At 40.7% G+C, this 21,030-nt stretch carries 19 protein-coding genes; 12 read left to right on the top strand and 7 right to left on the bottom strand.

Annotated elements, in window-relative coordinates:
* Positions 1-422: 422 nt before the first annotated feature.
* Positions 423-2,042: an oleate hydratase gene (locus AXW61_RS11220; protein WP_062034361.1), complete on the bottom strand. Its 1,620-nt coding sequence runs from the start codon at positions 2,040-2,042 to the stop codon at positions 423-425.
* Between the two features lie 445 nt (positions 2,043-2,487).
* Between AXW61_RS11220 and AXW61_RS11215 the strand changes: the two genes are divergently transcribed.
* From AXW61_RS11215 to AXW61_RS11200, 4 genes are all read left to right on the top strand, one after another.
* Complete coding sequence (locus AXW61_RS11215) at positions 2,488-3,111, top strand: LysE family translocator (protein ID WP_005399945.1); 624 nt, start codon at positions 2,488-2,490, stop codon at positions 3,109-3,111.
* A 111-nt stretch (positions 3,112-3,222) separates the two neighbouring features.
* Positions 3,223-3,894, top strand: a complete 672-nt coding sequence (locus tag AXW61_RS11210) for a CsgG/HfaB family protein (RefSeq protein WP_062034360.1) — start codon at positions 3,223-3,225, stop codon at positions 3,892-3,894.
* Between the two features lie 13 nt (positions 3,895-3,907).
* Entirely contained in the window at positions 3,908-4,285 is a 378-nt protein-coding gene (locus tag AXW61_RS11205; RefSeq protein ID WP_062034359.1) for a DUF4810 domain-containing protein, read from the top strand.
* Complete coding sequence (locus AXW61_RS11200) at positions 4,282-4,962, top strand: GNA1162 family protein (protein ID WP_062034358.1); 681 nt, start codon at positions 4,282-4,284, stop codon at positions 4,960-4,962. The genes AXW61_RS11205 and AXW61_RS11200 overlap by 4 nt, the downstream gene beginning before the upstream one ends.
* Positions 4,963-5,066: 104 nt before the next feature.
* On the opposite strand, the gene AXW61_RS11195 is transcribed toward AXW61_RS11200, so the two are convergent.
* A complete protein-coding gene (locus tag AXW61_RS11195; RefSeq protein WP_062034357.1) occupies positions 5,067-6,035 on the bottom strand; it encodes an MBL fold metallo-hydrolase in 969 nt (322 codons plus the stop codon).
* A gap of 341 nt (positions 6,036-6,376) precedes the next feature.
* Here AXW61_RS11195 and AXW61_RS11190 point away from each other — a divergent pair, with 341 nt between their 5' ends.
* The gene (locus AXW61_RS11190; RefSeq protein ID WP_062034356.1) at positions 6,377-7,414 is read left to right on the top strand and encodes a hypothetical protein; all 1,038 of its coding nucleotides are present in this window, start codon (positions 6,377-6,379) and stop codon (positions 7,412-7,414) included.
* Between the two features lie 245 nt (positions 7,415-7,659).
* On the opposite strand, the gene metG is transcribed toward AXW61_RS11190, so the two are convergent.
* Entirely contained in the window at positions 7,660-9,729 is a 2,070-nt protein-coding gene (metG, locus tag AXW61_RS11185) for a methionine--tRNA ligase (protein WP_062034355.1), read from the bottom strand.
* Between the two features lie 350 nt (positions 9,730-10,079).
* On the opposite strand from metG, the gene AXW61_RS11175 reads away from it, so the two are divergent.
* Together AXW61_RS11175 and AXW61_RS11170 are read left to right on the top strand one after the other, a co-directional pair.
* Complete coding sequence (locus AXW61_RS11175; protein ID WP_062034353.1) at positions 10,080-10,874, top strand: hypothetical protein; 795 nt, start codon at positions 10,080-10,082, stop codon at positions 10,872-10,874.
* Between the two features lie 149 nt (positions 10,875-11,023).
* Positions 11,024-11,488 carry a hypothetical protein gene (locus tag AXW61_RS11170; protein WP_062034352.1) on the top strand — a complete coding sequence of 155 codons (465 nt, stop codon included), beginning with the start codon at positions 11,024-11,026 and terminating at the stop codon, positions 11,486-11,488.
* A gap of 43 nt (positions 11,489-11,531) precedes the next feature.
* On the opposite strand, the gene AXW61_RS11165 is transcribed toward AXW61_RS11170, so the two are convergent.
* Positions 11,532-11,861, bottom strand: a complete 330-nt coding sequence (locus AXW61_RS11165) for a hypothetical protein (protein ID WP_004694526.1) — start codon at positions 11,859-11,861, stop codon at positions 11,532-11,534.
* Positions 11,862-12,177: 316 nt separating this feature from the next.
* Here AXW61_RS11165 and apbC point away from each other — a divergent pair, with 316 nt between their 5' ends.
* Complete coding sequence (gene apbC / locus AXW61_RS11160; protein WP_062034351.1) at positions 12,178-13,455, top strand: iron-sulfur cluster carrier protein ApbC; 1,278 nt, start codon at positions 12,178-12,180, stop codon at positions 13,453-13,455.
* Between the two features lie 58 nt (positions 13,456-13,513).
* On the opposite strand, the gene AXW61_RS11155 is transcribed toward apbC, so the two are convergent.
* From AXW61_RS11155 to AXW61_RS11145, 3 genes are read right to left on the bottom strand one after another with little or no spacing between them, the layout of a single operon-like run.
* The gene (locus AXW61_RS11155) at positions 13,514-15,526 is read right to left on the bottom strand and encodes a TRAP transporter permease (protein WP_062034350.1); all 2,013 of its coding nucleotides are present in this window, start codon (positions 15,524-15,526) and stop codon (positions 13,514-13,516) included.
* The gene (locus tag AXW61_RS11150) at positions 15,523-15,996 is read right to left on the bottom strand and encodes a DUF1850 domain-containing protein (RefSeq protein WP_062034349.1); all 474 of its coding nucleotides are present in this window, start codon (positions 15,994-15,996) and stop codon (positions 15,523-15,525) included. The genes AXW61_RS11155 and AXW61_RS11150 overlap by 4 nt, the downstream gene beginning before the upstream one ends.
* Positions 15,993-17,003 (bottom strand): TAXI family TRAP transporter solute-binding subunit, encoded by a 1,011-nt coding sequence (locus AXW61_RS11145; protein WP_062034348.1) that lies wholly within the window; start codon positions 17,001-17,003, stop codon positions 15,993-15,995. The genes AXW61_RS11150 and AXW61_RS11145 overlap by 4 nt, the downstream gene beginning before the upstream one ends.
* Before the next feature lie 363 nt (positions 17,004-17,366).
* Between AXW61_RS11145 and AXW61_RS11135 the strand changes: the two genes are divergently transcribed.
* From AXW61_RS11135 to AXW61_RS11120, 4 genes are all read left to right on the top strand, one after another.
* Positions 17,367-17,960, top strand: a complete 594-nt coding sequence (locus AXW61_RS11135) for a LysE family translocator (RefSeq protein ID WP_004694517.1) — start codon at positions 17,367-17,369, stop codon at positions 17,958-17,960.
* Positions 17,961-18,074: 114 nt separating this feature from the next.
* Positions 18,075-18,644, top strand: a complete 570-nt coding sequence (gene dcd, locus AXW61_RS11130; RefSeq protein WP_004694514.1) for a dCTP deaminase — start codon at positions 18,075-18,077, stop codon at positions 18,642-18,644.
* Between the two features lie 237 nt (positions 18,645-18,881).
* The gene (locus AXW61_RS11125) at positions 18,882-20,324 is read left to right on the top strand and encodes a hypothetical protein (protein ID WP_062034346.1); all 1,443 of its coding nucleotides are present in this window, start codon (positions 18,882-18,884) and stop codon (positions 20,322-20,324) included.
* Positions 20,325-20,333: 9 nt separating this feature from the next.
* Positions 20,334-21,017: a hypothetical protein gene (locus AXW61_RS11120; protein ID WP_062034345.1), complete on the top strand. Its 684-nt coding sequence runs from the start codon at positions 20,334-20,336 to the stop codon at positions 21,015-21,017.
* Positions 21,018-21,030 lie beyond the last annotated feature (13 nt).

Here is a 21,030-nt window from a genome sequence, read left to right as displayed (position 1 = left end):
AAAGCTTCAAGTGAGTTTTGTAATTTTTATGAAATCTAAAATCATGAGAAAACGATAGAAAAGCACTTAGTCAGTTTCGGAGTGTTATTTAAAACGTGGAGAGGTTTTTCCGATGTTGATTAGTCAATTTATTTACGAATGAGGTATAAAGTTTTATCTAATTTTTCTTTTTATCTGATTTAAAATTAGGTGCGTACACGGCCTCAACTTTCAATAAAGTATAAAAGGTGTTTGTGTAGGCAATACCCTTACTTTTGATAGGCCAAAAGTAAGCAAAATCCTTTGTTATCCATACATAACATTCCTGTTAGGATGGATAACGTATGGCATCCCTGCCACACTCGTGTATCCAAACGTTGCTTAAATTAAACTATGTAATAGTGGCGACATAAAGGTGCTCTTATCGCTATATATTAAAAAGCTTAGTGGAACACGGTTTCCAAAGCTTTCAAACCGACTTTCGGATCAAGCAGACCGTTGTAAATTTCAGGGATTTCACGTTCTACTCCAAAGAATTCATAAATGGCAAGCATTGCTCCACGAACTGAATATTCCACAGTAAAGACCACGTCATCTTCAATTTCCACAAACTGTCCAAGGAAAGCAAAGTTTTGTGAGCCTTGTGGAATTACCTGTGGACGATCCCCCGGTTTACGGCAGGCGAATAGGGCAGAGGCATATGGCATCATGGCGGTAGTAACATCAGTCGTTGCTAAAACATGATCTAAAATGTCGTCAAAACCGAGTTGTTTAATCAGTTCTGTTAGAATTTCTTGCCCCGTGGCTTCGGACATTGGTTTCTTGATGTAATCGCCTATATGGTCAATTTGGAAACCGTAGCCCCATAAGGTATATAAACCTTCAGGTAAGTCGGCAAAGTGTGGCTGCGCAGGGACCACAATGGATAAATGCCAACCCGACTCATACCAAGTCATCAGTGCACCTGTGCCTGGTTCATTCCCCGTATAGTCAATAATGCGTTTAAGCAGCACGTCATCTTTCATGGTCAGGGTGAAAGACTCCCACTTATGTTCATCAACATTGCCATAAAAAGTCATTGGACGGCCAAAGTCTGGGGCTTTTTGTGCCAAAGTTTCCCAAAGTGTCCAGCCATGGTCTTCTCGATTACGAACGAGGGCAGGCACGTCATGATTACCGCCATAACGTGAGTCCGCAGTAATGGAACCTAAAGTGAAAATGGCTAAATCATTGGCTTTTAGATTAATTTGCTCTGAGCCTTCAGGCAATTGTACATATAGGCGCGACGCATGGCGCTCTTGAGTTTCAGCATTGGTAATGAAGTCCGCATCTGTGACATAGTGTCCAAAACGCACATCGACGCCTTGTGCGACTAGCCAACGCTGTAGGGGCAGAATCATCGAATCATATTGGTTGTACTTGGTACGTTTCACACCCGCTAAGGTATGAATGCGTGGCAATTCTTGAATAAAACGCAAGAAATAGCGTCTTAACTCTGCTGCACTGTGCCATTTTTGAAAAGCGAAAGTCGTGCGCCACATGCGCCAGAAATTGGTTTCAAAAAAGGTTTCATCAAAAAACTCATCAATGCGGCGACTGCCAATTTTTTCTTCTTTTGAAGCCAATAGGCGCAGCATCTGTGCACGATGTAGCGTATTCAGACCAAGCTTTGCTGCATCCGCAATGACATGTTCGGCATCAATCAAACGTGCATTGGCGTGGGTTTTCACTTGTTCATTAAACTCACGACATTCTTCACGTACCGAAACGTTTGGGTCTTCTAATGATGGAATACTGGAAAATAAGTCCCATAGGCACAAATAAGTTTCATCGGTCAGCATCCGCCCACCACGTGTTACCCAAGCTTGCGCGGCATGCGGTGTATGTCCGCCGTCCATTGAGCCACCTGAAATATCGAGTTCTTCTAAAATATGGATATTTTTGGCAGGGATTTTGGCATCACGGATCGCAAATGCAGCAGCAGCCATACCTGCGATACCACCACCAATGATCCAAAGATGGGACTGTTGCGCGTCTAATGGGGTGCGCTTCTTATTTTGCATGGTTCACCTTTAATTATGATGTTAAAAATTATGAAGTTAAAAAATGTGGTTTAGAGACATAAAACCTTATAAATAGTAAGTCTTTTTATATATGAAAAATGTATGAAAAGGGAAGCAATCCCCCCATTATATTTTGTAATCAAAAAAAAGCACATGATGGCTATTTTTAATACACATTTGTCTTTTTATTAAAATTGAATATGATCTAAATAACTGATGTTGCAGTTTATTGTTGAGTAATTGCTCTATTGTTGTTTTCACTATGGCCTATGCCAAATTTCCTTAAAAATAGGCTTTTTATTTATCATTAAAAAATATAATGGACGTACACGCTGCGGCTTGATCACGATATAAATGTGAAAAATAACTGATAAAGTGAATATCGTAAAAACTTTGTTTAGCGTAAAATCGCAGCTGATAAATTCTCTCAATTTAGAGGTCACTCTTGGAATCATTTTGGATTTTGGGCTCGATTGCCTTTGCATTAATGTTAGGCGCAATGAGCCCTGGACCGACATCGATTTATGTAGCAAAAAATTCGATTGCGATTTCTCGAAAGCATGGACTCTTTACCGCACTGGGGACAGGAACAGGCGCAGCTGTTTTTGGTCTGTTGGCTGTACTTGGTTTACAAGCCTTTTTGTTGGCAGTGCCGTCAGCATATTTGGCCTTAAAAATTTGTGGTGGAATCTATTTGCTTTGGCTCGCATTTAAAATTATTAAACATGCCAAAGAGCCGATTGAGGCAGATCATTCCAGCTCAAAAGCAATGACTTTACGCCGTGCCTTTATGACTGGCTTAATTACCCAGCTCTCCAACCCTAAAATTGCGATTGTTCTAGCCAGTATTTTTACTGCACTTTTACCCAAAGAAATCCCAACCTATTACTATTTTGTACTACCTATCCTGTGTTTCTTTATTGATGCGGGTTGGTGTTCGTTGGTTGCAGTGGCATTGTCTGCTGAAAAGCCGCGCCGTGTGTATTTGAAGTTTAAAGCAGTATTTGACCGCGCAGCAGGGGCGGTGATGACGGTGTTGGGTTTAAAACTGATTTTTGGAATGAAGTGATAAGGGTTACAACAACAAAACTGGATTTTGTATAGGTAACTAAAAGCTAAATGGTTATAATCCCTTTGATTTTTTTAATGATTTTTAAATTAAAGATTTGAGGGATAAATTTTGAATAAATCTATATTTTTGGCCGTTTTGAGTGGCTTAGCATTATCTGCATGTTCAACAACAGAAACGTCAAAAACAATTCAAGCACCACAAGTAACAGCAGCAGTAGCGACAGTTAAGTACGCGGGCACTAAAACGCCTGTTTCTGTAGGGAAATTTGACAACCGCTCAAGCTACATGCGTGGCATATTTTCAGACAATGTTGACCGTTTAGGTGGTCAAGCAAAAACCATTTTAGAAACGCATTTACAGCAATCAGGCTATTTCTCTGTCCTAAACCGTGACAACCTTGCTGAATTACAACAAGAAGCAGGCTTTACTAGATCCTCTCAAGCCATCAAAGGCGCACGTTATGTATTAACGGGCGACGTGTCTGAATTTGGCCGTAAAGAAGTTGGTGATCACCAGCTATTTGGCATATTGGGCCGTGGTAAAACCCAAATTGCTTATGCCAAAGTGAACTTAAATATTGTCGATGTAAAAACAGCAGAAATTGTTCACTCTGTGCAAGGCGCAGGCGAGTATGCACTCAGTGAACGTGAAATCTTAGGTTTTGGCTCTACCGCTTCTTATGACTCAACTTTAAACGGTAAAGTTCTAGATTTGGCTGTACGTGAAGCGGTTAATAATTTGGTGTTGGATATTCAAACCAATAAGTGGTCTGCGCAGTAACTGGTTTGAATCAATGAAAAAAATCGTATTGGTTTTAGGTGCGATTTGCACCATGACTCTGGTGGGCTGTGTTTCAGCACCAAAGTCGTTATACAGCTGGGGCGAATATCCACAGCAAACCTATTTGATGTTGAGTCTGCCAGAAAAGACTTCTCCACAAGAACAGATTGGCAAACTTGAAAAAGATATTGAAAAAGCCAAAGCCAAAAATGCAGCAGTGCCTCCGGGATTGTATGCACATTTGGGTTTGTTGAATTTGAATATCAATAACGGGCCACGTGCTGTTCAGTATTTTGAACTTGAACGTCAAACCTACCCAGAGTCGACAGTATTAATGGATCGTCTTTTGAAAAAAATGACAGCCCAGACTGCGGCAGGGAGTGTGAAGTGAAACATTTCAAAAAACTATGCGTACTTGGCCTTGCTGTGACACTCTTCACGGGTTGTGCTACGACACCTAAAAGTAAACGTGACTTATCTGCATATCATGCCAATATGCCAAAATCCATTTTGGTGTTGCCGCCTGTAAATGAATCACCCGATACACGGGCAACCTATGGGTATTGGTCTACCGTGACTTTACCTGTAGCAGAAGCGGGCTATTATGTGTTCCCTATTTCTGTGGTCGATACGCTATTTAAAGAAAATGGCGTAACGAACGGCTATGATGCGCAGCAAATTCCAATTCAGAAACTCAATGAAATTTTTGGAGCGGATGCCGCACTGTATGTCAAAGTTAAAGAATATGGTTCTAAGTATCAGGTGATTCAATCCGTTTCGACCGTTGCGGTAGAGGCGAAATTGGTTGATTTAAAAACCGGAGCATTATTATGGGAAGGTCAGGAAAAAATCCAACAAGCCAATAATAATAGCAACGCGGGTCTGGTCGGGATGTTGGTGGGTGCCTTGATTGATCAAATTTCCAATCACTTATCGGACAAAGCCTATGTGCTGTCTAACAGTGTGAGTACCCGGTTGTATGCTCCGCAGTTGATGCAGCAAAAAGGGTTGCTATATGGACCTCGCTCTCCGCATTTTGTACAAAATTCGATGAGTCCACAGCAGTAAAAAAATCCCCTCAAATGAGGGGATTTTTATGATTTAACAAACTTCTATTTGGTTTGAAGTGACTTTTAACTCTCAGTCAAAAGAAGAGACGATTATCGTATAAATTAATCCTTAAAATGCACAGGAATCCATTGATAGCTTTTCCCATCTGCCGAATAGATATGTCCAATAGCTGGGAATGGCAAGTGTGGTGCTGCAATGGTTTGCCCGCCTTTTGCATATTCAGCAAATTGCTTTAAGCGGGTTTGCACTGCTTTTTTGGGGTCGATATCATAATCGATTGCGGTTTCTGGCTTGTCGAATTGCACAGTATGAGAGTGCACAATGTCACCAATAAAGACCACCGTTTCATCTATGGTTTTCAGCTCATAGCTATAATGCCCCGGCGTATGGCCCGCGGTATTAATGACTTTAAAGCCCTGAACTTGATCACCCAACTGATACGGTTTGAAGCGTTGTTTGGCTTGATAGGGCGCAATAGCTTGTTTAATTTTTTCAACAGTTCCTAAGTAACCGGCTTGTTTTTCTTTCGGAAGCCTTTCGACCTGTTTCGGGTTTAGCCAATAGTTCGCTTCATCGCTCGAAACATAAACCGTTGCATTTGGAAAGTTTGCCACGCCATTTTGACTAATGCCACAGACATGGTCTGGGTGTAGGTGCGTCAGTAAGATGGTATCGACTTGTTCTGGTTGATAACCTGATGCTTTTAAGTTGCTCAATACTGACCCCAAATGTTCGCCAAAACAGCTCGCAGCGCCGCTATCCACTAAAACCAGCGAATGGCCTGTATTCACGAGGAAGGCATTGACAGAGGTTTGCACGCCTTTGGCTTGGTCGGCAGCGTATTTCTTTAAAATTTCATGTATTTCTTTTTCAGGAATATTTTGAAAGAGTTTAGGCGACATGAAGTTTGTGCCGTCTAATAGGGCGGTGATTTGTACATCACCCGCTTGGTATTGGTAAAAGCCTGAAACTTGTTTTTGTTGTGGAATTGGGACAGGTGGGGAAAGGGCGAAGGCTGAAACACTAATGAGACTGGAGCTAATTAAAGCCGAAGCAAATAATTTATTCATTTATAAAGTTCCACGAAATTTGTTGAATTGTCTATTTTTTAGCATGTGGGGTGATTTTTTTCATCTAGTTTTTTGGGGATATCTTTGCAACTTCATCTTTGTAAAACAGTACTGCTTAAATGCTAATAGAGTTTTTATATGGAGCCTCATTTTCTAATGAAAAATTCTTCTCCTCTTATAAGAGAGGTTGAATAATGAATAGAAAGAAAATCTTTATAAAATGTGAAGTTATATCTTGCTTGAGTACAGTGGAATAATTTATTACATAATAGATTTTTTGATTATTTTAAATGGTAAAATTAGTCATTTTTTACTGAGTAATAATAACTATCGGGGGGGAGATGAATAGTCAGTATTTTGAAGGATTAACTTTAAAGATTGATCAAGTTGTAGCGTATTTGGATTCTAAAAGTGATGTAGAAATAGGTACCATTTTTAGTAAAGAAATTAATTTTAATATTCAAATTGATATTGAAAATTTTGGAATACAAAAAAAGAAGTTTTTTAAAATAATAAAGAGTAGGGATAAGTATTTATCACAAATTATTAGATCATTAAGTCATCAAGAGCGAGAATTTTTTTATGATATTTCAAAGGATACGCAGGATGAAATGCGTAAACACTTAAGAACCATATCTCACTATATTGATGATCTAAGCTCTCTTTTTGATAGTGGTGGTTCAATTGGTAACTTGTTTGATATAGACCAAAGCTTTATAAATTCTTATGAAGCATTTACTGTATTTGCAAGAATTACAAAAACTTCTTTAGATATCTTAAATAGGAAAATATTGGATGATCTGAACCCAAGTTTTAATGCTAAAAATAATCAAGTAGATGAACTCATATCAGATTTAAACTTATATAAAGGTGAAGCCTCGTCAAGAAAAACAAAAGAAATTTATAAAAAGAAATATAAAGATTATAAGCAAACTGTTGAAGTCTATGAACTGTACCTGATGTTACTCGTATGTTTATCTGTGACTTTGATCGTAGGACAGTTATTCGCACACAATTTTTTTGATTCATTAAATGTTTCTAATGCTCTAATGATTAAATTAACAATTCTGGCTTTAATTGCGACTTTATTTACTTACTGTTTTAAACAGATTGGCTTCTATCGAAAAATTTCAGAGCAAGCACACCAAACATTTATGGAGTTAGAAGCATTACCTGAGTATCTCGTTCATTTACCAAAGGTAAAACAAGATGAAATAAGAGCAGATTTGGCAAAATGCTATTTTGGTCAAAACCTTTTTGATTCTATTAAAGAAGACTCAGTTTCGATACAAGAACAATCTAAAGCGAATACTGAGGTTCTCAAGTCGACAGCGGCATTATTGGAAGTAATTAAGAAGCAGAATTCGTCACCAAATTAATTCAGATGTAGGCGACATGGATGTCGCCGTTAGCTTGTGATACATGGACGTATTATCAAGCTAACAAAAGATTTTTGTTACTTTTGATCTTTCAAAAGTAAGACAAGCAATGCCCACACAGTGAAAATTGAGTTTAGATTGTAAAATGGGGCAGTGCTTCTAGACCTCTCCTTATAGGAGATAGTTCTTAAAACCAAGAAAAAAGCCCCTACAAAGTAGAGGCTTTTACTTTTAAGGATTAAACCTTAAGACACTTTATCACCAGCTTTAGCACCAGCTTCAGGTGAAATCACCCAAACGCCTTCGCCATTGCCAGCAGCTAAAACCATACCGTTTGAAATACCAAAACGCATTTTACGTGGTGCAAGGTTAGCCACCATCACCACCAATTTACCTTTAAGGTCTTTTGGTTGGTAAAACTCACGAATACCACTGAATACATTGCGTGGTTCAGCTTCACCAACATTTAAAGTCAGTTGCAGAAGTTTGTCTGAACCTTCAACCGTTGCAGCTTCTAAAACTTCAGCGACTCGTAGTTCAACTTTCATAAAGTCGTCAATGCCAATGGTGCTTGTGTTAAGAGCAGCTTCGCCAACTTTAGGTTCAGCTTTCTTCTCTTTGGCTTTCTCTTTTTTCTTTTCCACTTTTACAGGTTCAGCCGCAGCCGCTAAAGAGTCTTTAGAAGCATCGACCATTGCCGCAACTGCTTTCGGGTCTACACGTTGCATTAAAGGTTGGAACAATGCAATTTCATGATCGACCAATGCTGTTTGAGCAGAAGCAAAGTCAAAGCGATCTAGTTTTAAGAAATCTTGAACTTGAGCCGCTAAGGTTGGAAGTACAGGTGCCAAGTACACAGCCAATTGACGGAACAGGTTAATCCCGACCGAACATACATCATGTACTTGCTGTTCTTCGCCCTCAACTTTTGCTAAAGCCCAAGGTTTTTTCTCATCAATATATTGGTTGGCTTTATCTGCAAGCGCCATAATTTCACGAATCGCAGCAGAGAACTCACGTGCTTCATAGGCTTTCGCAATTGAATCGCCTGCATCAATAAAGCTTTGTACCAATTCAGGCTCTGCACAAGTTGCACTTAACTTATTATCAAATTTAGTATTGATAAATTTTGCACAGCGACTGGCAATGTTGACCACTTTACCAACCAAATCTGAGTTTACTTTCTGAACGAAATCATCCAAGTTCAGATCAGAGTCTTCAACTTTATCAGACAGTTTAGACGCGAAGTAGTAACGTAAGTATTCAGGGTTTAAGTGCTCTAAATACGTTTCAGCCTTGATGAATGTACCGCGAGACTTCGACATCTTCTGACCGTTTACAGTCAAGAAACCATTGACGAATAAACCCGATGGCGTACGGTAATTTGCACCTTCAAGCATTGCAGGCCAGAACAGCGCATGGAAGTAAACGATGTCTTTACCAATGAAGTGATAGACTTCTTTGTCAGAGTCTTTCTTCCAAAAGTCGTCAAAACTTAAATCAGGACGTTTAGCTTTGATATAGTTTTCAAAACTCGACATATAACCAATCGGCGCATCGACCCAAACGTAGAAATATTTATTCGGCGCATCTGGAATTTCAAAACCGAAATACGGTGCATCACGTGAAATATCCCAGTCTGATAAACCCGCTTCAAACCATTCATCCAGTTTGTTGGCAATTGAAACAGGTAAGCGACCTTGGTCACGCGTCCATTTTTGTAAATATTCTGAGAAATTCGGCAGTTTAAAGAAGTAATGATCTGAAGATTTCTCTACAGGCGTGGCACCACTTAAAGTCGATTTTGGATTTAACAGTTCAGTTGCGTTGTAAGTTGTCCCGCAGACTTCACACGCATCGCCATATTGATCTTCCGACTTACATTTCGGGCACGTGCCTTTAATGAAACGATCCGATAAGAACATGCCTTTTTCAGGGTCAAAAAGCTGGTTGACAGGACGAATTGCAATATTGCCTGCTTCACGGTTTTTCACATAAATTTCAGAAGCACGAGAGCGGTTTTCATCACTATGGGTTGAATCATAATGATCGAAATGCACACCGAAACCGTCAAAATCACGGATGTGTTCCTTTTGCACATTGGCAATTTGATCTTCAGGTGAGATACCATTCGCTTCGGCACGTAGCATGATGGCTGTACCGTGAGCATCATCCGCACATACATAAGTCACATCGTGTCCCATTGCACGCATGGCACGAACCCAAATATCTGCTTGGATATAACCGAGTAAGTGTCCCATATGGATGGGGCCATTGGCGTATGGTAGGGCGTTAGTGACTAAAATATTACGCACGGATATGACTCTCTCATTCGTATTTTATATAAGGTCAACGATTTTACCTTAGATAGCCGCGACTTGCACAAGTGAATCAGTGAAAAGTTTTCAAATGAGACTAAAGCCCATATGAATTGATCACTAGATTGAGCATCAATGGCTAATTTGAGCAAAATACTGAAAAAATCATGGGAAATGCATGGTCTAAAACGGCATAAAGCAGCTTATACATCTTTTAATGAAAGATTGAAGGGATTGTTCAGAACTCAAGTCATAGAGCTTAAAACTAATGCATATTTTCTCTATATTCATGCGCCATTAACAGCGATAATACGTGCATTCAGCCCGTTTTTAAGAGTATGCCGTCCATGATCGATGATGATTTTGACCAACCTGTGACCCGAATTCCGCAAAATCCACAAGCGACTAAACTACTGGGCAATCGACTTTTACAACAAGCTGAACAATATCTTGCTTCAATGGGTAGTCGACCACATGCACAATTGGTCGAGTCGCTCCGTCAGCTCGAGTCTGAAGATCCGTACTTTGCAGTCATGGCGGATCAACTTGAGTATGAAAGTGATGAACCAATGGCCAATGACGTGCTCAATCTGTTGTTTTTCTGGCAAATGGCCAATGAAAAAGAAGCTGATATGACTAAGTTTCAGTTGCCCAATTTAATCCAAACGGACTATTTCCAAACGACTTTGCTTGACGCTTACGACGCGATGGATTTGGGGGCATTCCAAGCCCAACGCCGCAGCGTGATTGAAGAAACTTTAAAACTGTATCAACAGCAGTGTTATGCAGGTTGTATTACGGTTCTTTATGGTCAAATAGAAGGGATTTTGACGGATGCGCTGATTGAACATGGCTATTTACAGCAAAATCAAACCAAGTTTGTCGATGTCTATAAAATCGTACCAGGTTTGAAAGGCCATGAAGTCAAAAGCCTATGGCATAAAGTTAAAATTGCCAGTGAAATCAATCCGTATTTTCTGAGCCTTGAAGCATTGAAAATGGATGCGAGTTCTAGTGTCACGGCCAGCCGTCATAATATGGTACACGGTGCAGACGTGACCCATTTCACTCAAGCACGTAGTTTCATTTTGTTTATTTGGCTGTTTGCCGTCATCAGCTTTATCAGTACGTTAAAGCGTTAGTCTCTTCCGTTGAGTGGTACAGGATGGTGTTTAAATTGCTGCATCCTGTACAGCTATTGTTTCCAAATGATGCAAATGAGGTCAGCACTTAAAAAGCAAGGTATAACTCTGAGTTAAGCAAAATTTTAAATACGAAAGAGGGCTGTGATATGACGAATGATAATAAACTCGATGATTTAAAAACCAAAGCGGCTGAGTTGGGCGAAGACTTGAAGTTGAAAGCGCAAGCGGCAAAACTCGAAGGCGAGAAAGTACTGGAAGATGTTAAGCATCAGGCTACTGAAGCTAAGCTTGATGCTGAAAAGCAGCTGACTGACTTAAAGCAGAACGCAGCAGAAAGTAAAGCCGAAGGTGATGCAGCCTTTGAGCAAAAGTTGGAGTCTGCACAAGCCAAAGCCGAGCATGCGAAACAAGTTGCGCAGGAAAAATTGGATCATTTTAAAGTTGAAGCAGGGCATAAACTGGATGAGGCGAAACTTAAAGCCACTGAGTTAAAGCATGAGGCTGAAATTAAACTGGAAGAATTTAAGGTGCAAGCCACTGAAAAGTTTGACGAGTTGAAAAAGAAAGCCACAGAAACACTGCAAAAGTTTAAAAAAGACGACCAAGCTTAATCCGTTTGAAATGGCGAATGTCGGCCTTAAATGTTTGCTAAGACTACGGCGTAGACTGTGTACTCAGTGCAGGGTCTGCGTCTAAATTAAACCACATGATGCTCTGAATTTGATTGTTCACGGTGCGGATGGTGTAACGATAGTTTGCAATTTCATATACATATACCGTCTCAAGTGGGCTATTAGGCGCACTGCTGATTGGGGTAGAGGACATAGAAATTGGCGATAAATCGATTTTTTTCTGCATGTCTTGAACTTGATCACCGATAGTCACCGTTTGACCCGCAGGGGTTTTAAATGAATTGGTTGATGTATCTGCAAAACTAAAGCTAGATATGGTGCAAGCCAAAACAACCACGGCCCAAAGTTTCATTTTTTTCTCCCCAAATCGCGTCAAGATAGAACAACAGAATATAGATATTTTGCTATGCAATAACATCACCTTAAATGGGGAGATTGGATTGTACTTACAATTCTTTACGTTCAAATTTGATCCAATTCACCGATTTTATTTTTTCAGTTAGCTTAAACAGCTATGCTTTGCCCTTTGATATTCAGCGTATAAAACCAACTAAAAAGCTAGGAATACTAAATTTCATGGCATAATCTATAAATACTGAACTTAACCTAAGTTCGTTTTGTGGTTAAACTATAGCATTCAGCTGAATACTCGAATTTGGAGTACATATATGTCGTGGCTTTCTTCTCTTAAATCAGTTTTTTCTCCTGCGCAGGAGGTAAAGGAAGAAGAAATCCAAACAGTACTGCAAAACTATATCTTGCCCAATTCAAACCATGCGTTGAAAGACCGCATTACTCAAGTGAATGTGCAGGGCAATATTCTGCAAATTACCATCAATACTTTTCCTGCCGAAGCTGATGATTTACAACAGATTCATGATGATTTGGCGGTTGCGCTTGAAGCATGCGGTATCAAAGAATTAAACATGCATGTGATTCAACAAAAAACGGGACATAAAGAAAAGTCAGGCGGCTGTGGACATCAGCATGCTGAAGGTGAGAGCTGTTCAAGCCAAGCAAAAGAGGCTGCACCGAAAAGCAATTTACCCCCAGTGATTGATGCTTCAGGCTCAGCAGCCCAAGCTGCTGCACAACCCGTTGAAACTGATCCAAACAATCCACCTATTCAAAAAGCAGCGCCACAACAACGTGATGTGCCGAAGCATCCGCGTATTCAAAATGTGATTTTGGTGTCCTCGGGCAAGGGGGGCGTGGGCAAATCCACCACTACGGTAAACCTTGCACTTGCTTTGCAAAAGCTCGGCTTAAAAGTTGGGGTCTTAGATGCGGACATTTATGGTCCAAGTATTCCAACTATGTTGGGCAATGCGGGCAAAACGCCGATGATTGAAGCGGAAAATTTTGTACCCTTAGATGCCTATGGTTTGGCAGTGTTATCGATTGGGCATTTAACAGGTGATCACAATACTCCTGTGGCTTGGCGTGGGCCGAAAGCGACAGGGGCATTGATGCAGTTGTTCAATCAAACCTTATGGCCTGATTTAGATGTCTTGATAATTGATATGCCACCGGGTACAGGCGATATTCAGTTGACCCTTGCGCAACGTATTCCTGTGACAGGTGCGGTGATTGTAACCACACCGCAAAATGTGGCACTTATGGATGCGACCAAAGGCATTGAGCTATTTAACCGCGTACACATTCCAGTCATGGGCGTTGTTGAAAATATGTCGACCCATATTTGCTCAAATTGTGGATTTGAAGAACAAATTTTTGGGACGGGCGGCGGTGATAAACTGTCGGAGCAATATGCTATTCCGCTGTTGGGACGTTTGCCTTTAAATGTACAAATTCGTGAAAATGCGGATGCAGGTAAGCCTTCTGTTTTGGCGGAAGATAGTGCAGCAGACAGCTATATGCAAATTGCTGAAAAAATTGCAGCTGCACTGCCTCAGGCTGAAAAAGACCAGACTCGTATTTTCTAAATGAGCCATAAACAAAAAGAGCCCAACACATTAAGTTGGGCTTTTTTTTGTTTCTTTTTTAGGACAGTGAATAGGACTGATTTTGTTTTTTGGCTTGCATAATATTAATGCTGATGGCGATCACCACCATCACAATCCCGATAATATCAGTCACAGTTTCAGGGATAATCATACATAAAGCACCTGCACCTAAGAAAATTCGCCAGAACCAGTTCAAACCAACTTTAAAGTAACCTTCAACTGCTGCACCCAGCGCCAAAATACCGACTACTGAGGTAAAGACAATACTCACAATAGTTGTCCATGCAGGAAAAGCAAACTCACGTGCATTGACTGCGACATTGGCTGTATCAATCATCAGCATGGCAGGGTTATAGACGAACAGGAACGGGACAATGAAACCAGCCAAAGAAAGTTTCAATGCTTGAAAACCTGTGCGCATTGGGTCGCCTCCTGCGATTCCCGCACCTGCAAAGGCGGCTAAGGCGACAGGGGGAGTAATATTGGCAAACAGACCAAAGTAGAACACAAACATATGCGCCACCAGCGTGGGAATATCAAAGTTTGCCAAAGCAGGTGCAGCCATAGTCGCGGTAATGATATAGGCTGGAATCGAAGGAAGTCCCATGCCTAAAATCATTGATGCAATCATGGTAAAGAACAGCGTTAAAAATAGGCTGCCTGCACCGATGCTCATAATCGAGGAGGTCATGACAGAGCCAAAGCTGGTCAGGCTCACCACACCAATAATAATCCCCACCACAGCACAGGCTGCCATGACTGAAAGGGATTGCTTTGCACCATCGGCGAGCGCTTCTAATATTTCTTTGAAACCCATACGGGTCGACTTGCGGAAACTCGCTACAATCACAGTTAAGACAATGGTGTAGACTGCGGCATAACTGACAGGAATGGATTGAAATAGGAAAAACACCAAAGCCACGATTGGAATAAGTAAGTGCCCTCGCTCTTTTAGGATATCTTTAACCCGTGGCAAATCCGCTTTCGGTACACCTTTTAAATTGTCTTTACCAGCACGGAAATGGACTTGCGCCATCACGCCTAAATAGTAGAGCAAAGCTGGAAGGGTGGCGGCAAGGGCAATGGTGCCATAACTGACACCCGTGGTTTCAGCCATAATGAAGGCACTGGCTCCCATCACAGGGGGTAAAATTTGTCCACCTACAGAAGCGCTGGCTTCAACAGCACCTGCAAAATTTTTGTGGTAGCCAATTTTTTTCATCAGGGGAATGGTGAATGAACCAGTACCTACGACATTGGCCACTGCTGTGCCATTAATGCTGCCCATAAATCCACTGGAAATGACGGCAACTTTTGCAGGACCACCTTGTTTATGTCCCGCAAGTGCCATCGCGAGATCATTAAATAGTTTACCCATACCTGATTTCGCTAGAAAAGCACCAAACAAAATAAACAGGAAAATGAAAGTGACTGAAGCACCGATTGCGGAAGAATAAAGACCTTCGGTTTTTAAATACATTTGCCCGAAAATATCACTAATACTATATGGACGCGTCAATAAACGATCAGGGACCCAGTCATAGTGGCTAAAAAACGGGTAAGACAGAAAGACTAAACCTAAAATAGGCAGCATCCATCCCATAACCCGCCGTGCGCCTTCAACCACCAGCACAACGGCTAAAATGGCAAAAACAATATCTAAGGTGTTTGGAATACCACCACGTGTGGTCATAATGGCTTGATATTCTTTCCAAAGGTATAAAAAGGTTGCTAAAGAGGCTAAGGCAAGTAACCAATCCAACCAAGGGATGCTTTGTCGTGAACTGGACTGACGCGCAGGATAAAGTAGAAAGATCAAAACCAAACCAATAGCGACATGGGCGGAACGTTGAATCAGTTCGGGTAGTGGATTAAAGGTAATAAATAAATGAAATAAAGAATAGAAAATAGCAATCGCTGCTATGAACCATGCCACAGATTTGTTGCTTGGGGAACGAGTCACTGACTCACGATCAAATTTTTCTAAAATGGCTTGTTGTTGTTGCTCATCTAATTGTTCAGGGGCAACTTTTTCTTCATTTTGAGTCATCGGCATTCTCCGATCTGCCATGCTTTCCACAAGGGCTGTTGTTGTGCTGTAATTTGTACCAAGGTGTAATCTGGATATTGTTGAAAAATGGGCCAGACGCTCTGGTTAATAATGATACTGCCTTGCATATTCTTGGAAATGATCCAGTTAATTTGATCAATGCGCCGATTAACTTTCATTCTGACCATACCGTCTTTTTGAAAGATGATGGGATAGTCATTCGGTGTGCCTGCACCGAAAGAAATCAGTTCGGTGTAGCGCAATATAAAGTGTTGTTGCCCTCGTTGATAGTTTTCAATCCAACGAGTTTTTTCAACTGAATGTTTCCATTGCAAACTAAATTGTGCTGTTGAAATTCGGCACTGCATTTGAGCAACAATCACTTCGCTATAGCGAACAGGTAAGAACAACAGCCCGCATAAACCGAGTAGAAAAAGTGCAGTAAACACTGCACTTTTTTTCAGCTTCATTTTTTCGCTGCGAGTTCATCGTAATAACGCTTAGCCCCAGGGTGTAGCGGAGCAACCACGCCTTTTTGGGCCGTTTCCAGATTAATTTCTGTCGCTGCCTGATGTGAGTTGGCCAACTGTCCTAAACTATCAAAGAAGGTTTTGGTCAGTTTGTAGACATCATCTTCAGAAAGATCGGAACGTACCACTAAAGCATTCATAATGGCCGCAGTTGGAATATCTTCTGCATTACCATAAGTGCCTTTCGGAATATTCAGAGATAGGAAATAGGTTTGGTTTTTGGCGATTTGTTTCACTTTCTCAGGATCGATCCCGACCAGTTGTAAATCGAAACCTTGTTGCAGTTCCATCAAGGATGAGTTGGGGATACCACTGGTTAAGAATGCAGCATCAATTTTTCCCCCCTTTAAAGCATCAGCGGCTTCTGCATAGCCTAGATAATCGACCTTCACGTCATTGTAAGTAATACCAAAACCATTTAAGAGGGTGCGCGCATTAACTTCAACCCCTGAGTTTTGGGCACCGACGGCAATGCGTTTACCTTTTAAGTCTTCAAGCTTTTTAATGCCTGATTTTTTTGATGCCACAATTTGCACATAGTTGGGGTAAAGTGCTGCAATTTGTTGGACATTATCAATTTTCCCACTGGCAAAACTACCTGTGCCATTCAGTGCTTCGGTTAAGCTGTCACTCATGACAAAAGCCATTTCAACTTTTTTCTGTTTGAGTAAGTTAAGATTTTCTACCGATGCGCCTGTGGTTTGAGTTTTTGAATTTACACCATAGGTTTTATTATAAATTTCAGCCAAACTGGTGCCAACCACGTTATACGGACCAGATGCGCCGCCTGTTGCTATGTTGACAAATTTACTTTGGAGTTTGTCGGATGCTTGTGCACTGGTTTCAGTTTGAGCATCGGCTGAAGTTGCGGTTTTATTGTCACTTGAGCATGCTCCTAGACCTGCAAGTGCAATTGAAAGTAGCGTGAGTTGAGTCCATTTTTTCATATACTTTTCCTCGTTTTATTATCTTCAAAGCCATTCACTTGGCTCTTTTATCCTTGACTTAGCGTGATCAGATTGATGAATAAAAAATACGCATGTTTTAAAAAGTAACTGATTAAAAATCATTTGAATAGTTTTTTTTTCATTAGGCATGTCTATTTGATTTATAAAATCATTGATTTGAAAAAAGAATAAAGCATGTGGCGTCATTTTTATGAATGCTAGATTGGGTAAGGGTCTTACGCTTCATTTATGTTACTTATTGAATGAAAATTAAAAAAACTGTTATCACGGTTCACTAAATTTGATTGCTTTCAGCAAGGCAAGTCATTACGCTTATAGCTATATATATGTGGGTCTGTGAATATGGTCACTTGGTTTTTTATTGGTTTAGTGATAACCATTCTTTTAACTCCAGGACCAACCAATACCTTACTTGCCTCTTCGGGTATTCAAGTCGGTATTCGTAAATCATTGCGTCTCATTCCTGCAGAAGCTTTTGGTTATCTCATTTCAATCACGGCATGGGGCTTCCTCATTGGAAAAGTGTCTGTGCACTTGCCTTTATTGCCGACCATTTTAAAATTGTTCAGCGCAAGCTATATCATTTATTTGGCCATCAAATTATGGCGTACAGCCGATGCTGAAGTGAGTTTTAATCAACCGACTATTCGGGCGCGTGAACTGTTTTTGGCAACGTTATTGAACCCTAAAGCATTGTTATTTGCTTCTGCCATTTTCCCAACCATTGCGTGGACAAAATTGGATTATTACTTGTCACATATGTCGCTGTTTTTGGTGTTGATTGTTCCGATAGCTTTCTTTTGGACTTTTATTGGGTCAATTTTAGCGAGCAATAAAATTCGTTGGCTGAACCAATCCAACCTGCAAAAAACAGCGTCGCTGGTTTTGATGAGTTTTTCGATTCCACTGAGCTATTCTGCGATTTTAAGTTTTTAATTTAGTAATTAAAGACAGAAATTTTGAGAACTTAAACGCGCTTATTTTCATTGAAAGCGATTTCAGTTAAAGTACAACGCAATTATTGAAATTAAGCTTTTTTGGAAAGAATAAATGGCTATTAAGTCCGATCGTTGGATTCGCGAAATGAGCGAAAAACACGGCATGATCGAACCGTATGCAGAAAACCAAGTTCGTTTAGATGAAAATGGTCAAAAACTCATTTCTTATGGTGTGTCGAGCTATGGTTATGATGTTCGTTGTGCACGTGAGTTTAAAGTTTTTACCAATGTTCACTCGGCAATTGTAGATCCAAAAAACTTTGATGATAAAAGTTTTATCGACATTGAAGCTGATGTTTGTATTATTCCACCAAACTCATTTGCTTTAGCACGTACCGTTGAGTATTTCCGTATTCCACGTAATGTGTTGACTGTGTGTTTGGGTAAATCGACCTATGCACGTTGCGGTATTATCGTAAACGTCACACCACTTGAGCCTGAGTGGGAAGGTCATGTTACTTTAGAGTTCTCGAACACAACCAATCTTCCTGCACGTATTTATGCAGGTGAGGGTGTTGCACAAATGTTGTTCTTCGAATCTGACGAAGTGTGTGAAACATCGTATAAAGACCGTGGTGGTAAGTACCAAGGTCAAACAGGTGTGACTTTGCCGAAGACCTAAGTTATTGATATTTAAAAAAGCGGATCATTGATCCGCTTTTTTTATGTCAATTCATTCATCGGAAAATAAATATTATCGGACAGTTGGTTTTGCATTTGTGCTGAGTTTCAGCATAATCAATTGTGAATTAGAGTGCTTTGGTTGACGCAAATAAAAATTATAGTGCGCAGAGTAGAATGCCAAGCAAAGGATGTAGTACATAAAGATGCGGAGCATCGAATAATAAGGATGGTCGAGATGACGAATCGTATATATCCCGCAGGATTGAAAAAATCCTGTTTAGCTAGTCTTGTCGGACTCATGCTTGCACAGTCTACATTTGCGCTCGAGTCACTTTCCGATGAATATCTAGCGGATACTACGGGTGAAGGCATTGCTTTACTTCCTGAAAACTTCAAGATGGTGTTCCAAGGGGCCAATGATCTCTCCACGGCTTCTAGCTACAACCGTGGCGTGGCCAATCCACAACAATACGACACGGGTTTCATTCGTATTATTCCTGTAGGTGAGAACTACTCCAAATATACCAATGCCGATGATCTGACCACGAAACGAACCAAAGCGGACATCTTTATTTATGGTTTGGCACTTTCACGGTCTGATAATAATGCCAATAGTCGTTTCAGCAATCAGGGCTTTACATGGGGAAGTGATGTTAACCCTTGGTTATTTCGCGCTGGCACAGCCACGGGGATTAAACAGTTTCATCAATCGAATGCAAGTTCAGATGTGAGCTTTCTAGGGCTGGAAGCCCCTTTAGCGACCGTTCTAGCCAGTGACGCAGATAATAATATTAAATTAGGTCTATGGTGGGATGCTTTTTCGCGTAGCTGGAACTCCCAAAATAAAGTCGACCCTATCACTGGTGCACCAACAACAACCAATGCGGCTGCGGATCCTGATTTAAGTTTAAATCAAAGAATACGTTTACAAACGGTTGCCAACGGATTGAGTTTAAATGGCTCACAGGTTCGTATGTTTCAAACCCAAGCATCTACCCTAGACCAGCAAAATAAAACCTTTGGGATGGCAACTTTACTTCGGCTTAATACCAATGATAATCCATCTACATTAATCTATGAAAATACAGATGCAAATAAAGCGCTATTGAATGGCAAAGTCCTTCGACTGAGCACAGCCGCGACCAACGATGGTACGGCAGTCACACCCGCATTAGATCGTTCATTGGCTCCAATCTTTGATGCCAGTGAAGGACTTTATTTATACAGCCCAAATATTAATTTGGTCTTGGGCAATATGTATCAGCCTTTTGTTGTAGGTTCGGAAGGACGCAATATTATTCTTGAAGTCACGCGTATTCCAAATGTGCCTGAGATTTATAAGCAGATTTATACCTACTACCCAGATGTACAAGGTGGAAGCAGCACTGACTATAAAGGATCAACTTGTAATGTGGCCTATTGCGGTTCGAATATTGTTCAAACTGGGGCAGGAAGTACCGCGATTCAATACCAAGGGAATAACGCAACACATAGCAGTATTTCGATTGGTAGTGTGACACGAGATCCGACCACCAATACGCTCAAAGCCAATACAGCCAATAATTCTACGGGAGTGGTATTTCGTGGGACTGGAACAGCAGTTCCTGTGAATCTGGGTTCGGTTGCTATAGATGGTGTGTTGATCCAACACTTAAAAATTAAGACCACAGGCCTATAGGACACTGACATGATGAAAAAGTTATGTATAACCCTGTTGATGTCGGGATCTATGTTGTCTCAAGCGGGTTTGGTGGATTTGGATAATACGGAACTGGTTGGTGTGACTGGACAGAGCGGCGCAGATTTGAGCTTAACGCTATCGATCAACCACCAATATGCCAATGATATGAGTCTAAATACGATTTCCAGAACCAATAGTGTAGATGCGAATGGGCGGGCTATTGTCACTGAAGCCTATTATCAAATGCGCGCAAATCAAGATTGCGCTTTATTAGAACTGTGTCGTATCGCCATTTCCCCAAATAATCATAAGGAAAATGGGCAACGAAAATGGCTGGTGTTTAAGCAGTTCCAAGGCACAATGCAAATTGATAAATTTTCGCTAGAAGGCACCACAATTCTGAATAAAGAAGGCAAGCCACAAACTGCGATGCTGTTAAAGTTTTTCGATGATAAACCCCTCAAAATTCGTAACTTGGGCTTTGCCAGCCTTTCAGTGGAAAGTGGTGAAAATGGATATTTCAATACCTCAACGTATAACAGTTATGGTGCGAGTAAAACTGTACCAAGTTTTGATAAAGGTCAGGAACAAGGCTTTATGGGCTTAAATGTCCATGGAAACTTACATCTAGATGGAAATCTAAAAATCTTTAGCTATAACTGCTCGGGTACTGTGGGTAGCCGCTGTTAGACCTATAGTTTCA

Source organism: Acinetobacter sp. BMW17 (assembly GCF_001592855.1).
GTDB classification, from domain to species: domain Bacteria; phylum Pseudomonadota; class Gammaproteobacteria; order Pseudomonadales; family Moraxellaceae; genus Acinetobacter; species Acinetobacter johnsonii.
The sequence above is the reverse complement of the archived record's forward strand: the minus strand, read 5'-3'. Positions and strand labels throughout refer to the sequence as shown.

Coding starts and splice junctions, on each gene's coding strand:
- AXW61_RS11220 (WP_062034361.1), bottom strand. CDS start 2,042: ATGCAAAATAAGAAGCGCACCCCATTAGACGCGCAACAGTCCCATCTT.
- AXW61_RS11205 (WP_062034359.1), top strand. CDS start 3,908: ATGAAAAAAATCGTATTGGTTTTAGGTGCGATTTGCACCATGACTCTG.
- AXW61_RS11195 (WP_062034357.1), bottom strand. CDS start 6,035: ATGAATAAATTATTTGCTTCGGCTTTAATTAGCTCCAGTCTCATTAGT.
- AXW61_RS11190 (WP_062034356.1), top strand. CDS start 6,377: ATGAATAGTCAGTATTTTGAAGGATTAACTTTAAAGATTGATCAAGTT.
- AXW61_RS11175 (WP_062034353.1), top strand. CDS start 10,080: ATGATCGATGATGATTTTGACCAACCTGTGACCCGAATTCCGCAAAAT.
- AXW61_RS11170 (WP_062034352.1), top strand. CDS start 11,024: ATGACGAATGATAATAAACTCGATGATTTAAAAACCAAAGCGGCTGAG.
- AXW61_RS11165 (WP_004694526.1), bottom strand. CDS start 11,861: ATGAAACTTTGGGCCGTGGTTGTTTTGGCTTGCACCATATCTAGCTTT.
- apbC (WP_062034351.1), top strand. CDS start 12,178: ATGTCGTGGCTTTCTTCTCTTAAATCAGTTTTTTCTCCTGCGCAGGAG.
- AXW61_RS11155 (WP_062034350.1), bottom strand. CDS start 15,526: ATGACTCAAAATGAAGAAAAAGTTGCCCCTGAACAATTAGATGAGCAA.
- AXW61_RS11150 (WP_062034349.1), bottom strand. CDS start 15,996: ATGAAGCTGAAAAAAAGTGCAGTGTTTACTGCACTTTTTCTACTCGGT.
- AXW61_RS11145 (WP_062034348.1), bottom strand. CDS start 17,003: ATGAAAAAATGGACTCAACTCACGCTACTTTCAATTGCACTTGCAGGT.
- AXW61_RS11135 (WP_004694517.1), top strand. CDS start 17,367: ATGGTCACTTGGTTTTTTATTGGTTTAGTGATAACCATTCTTTTAACT.
- dcd (WP_004694514.1), top strand. CDS start 18,075: ATGGCTATTAAGTCCGATCGTTGGATTCGCGAAATGAGCGAAAAACAC.
- AXW61_RS11125 (WP_062034346.1), top strand. CDS start 18,882: ATGACGAATCGTATATATCCCGCAGGATTGAAAAAATCCTGTTTAGCT.
- AXW61_RS11120 (WP_062034345.1), top strand. CDS start 20,334: ATGATGAAAAAGTTATGTATAACCCTGTTGATGTCGGGATCTATGTTG.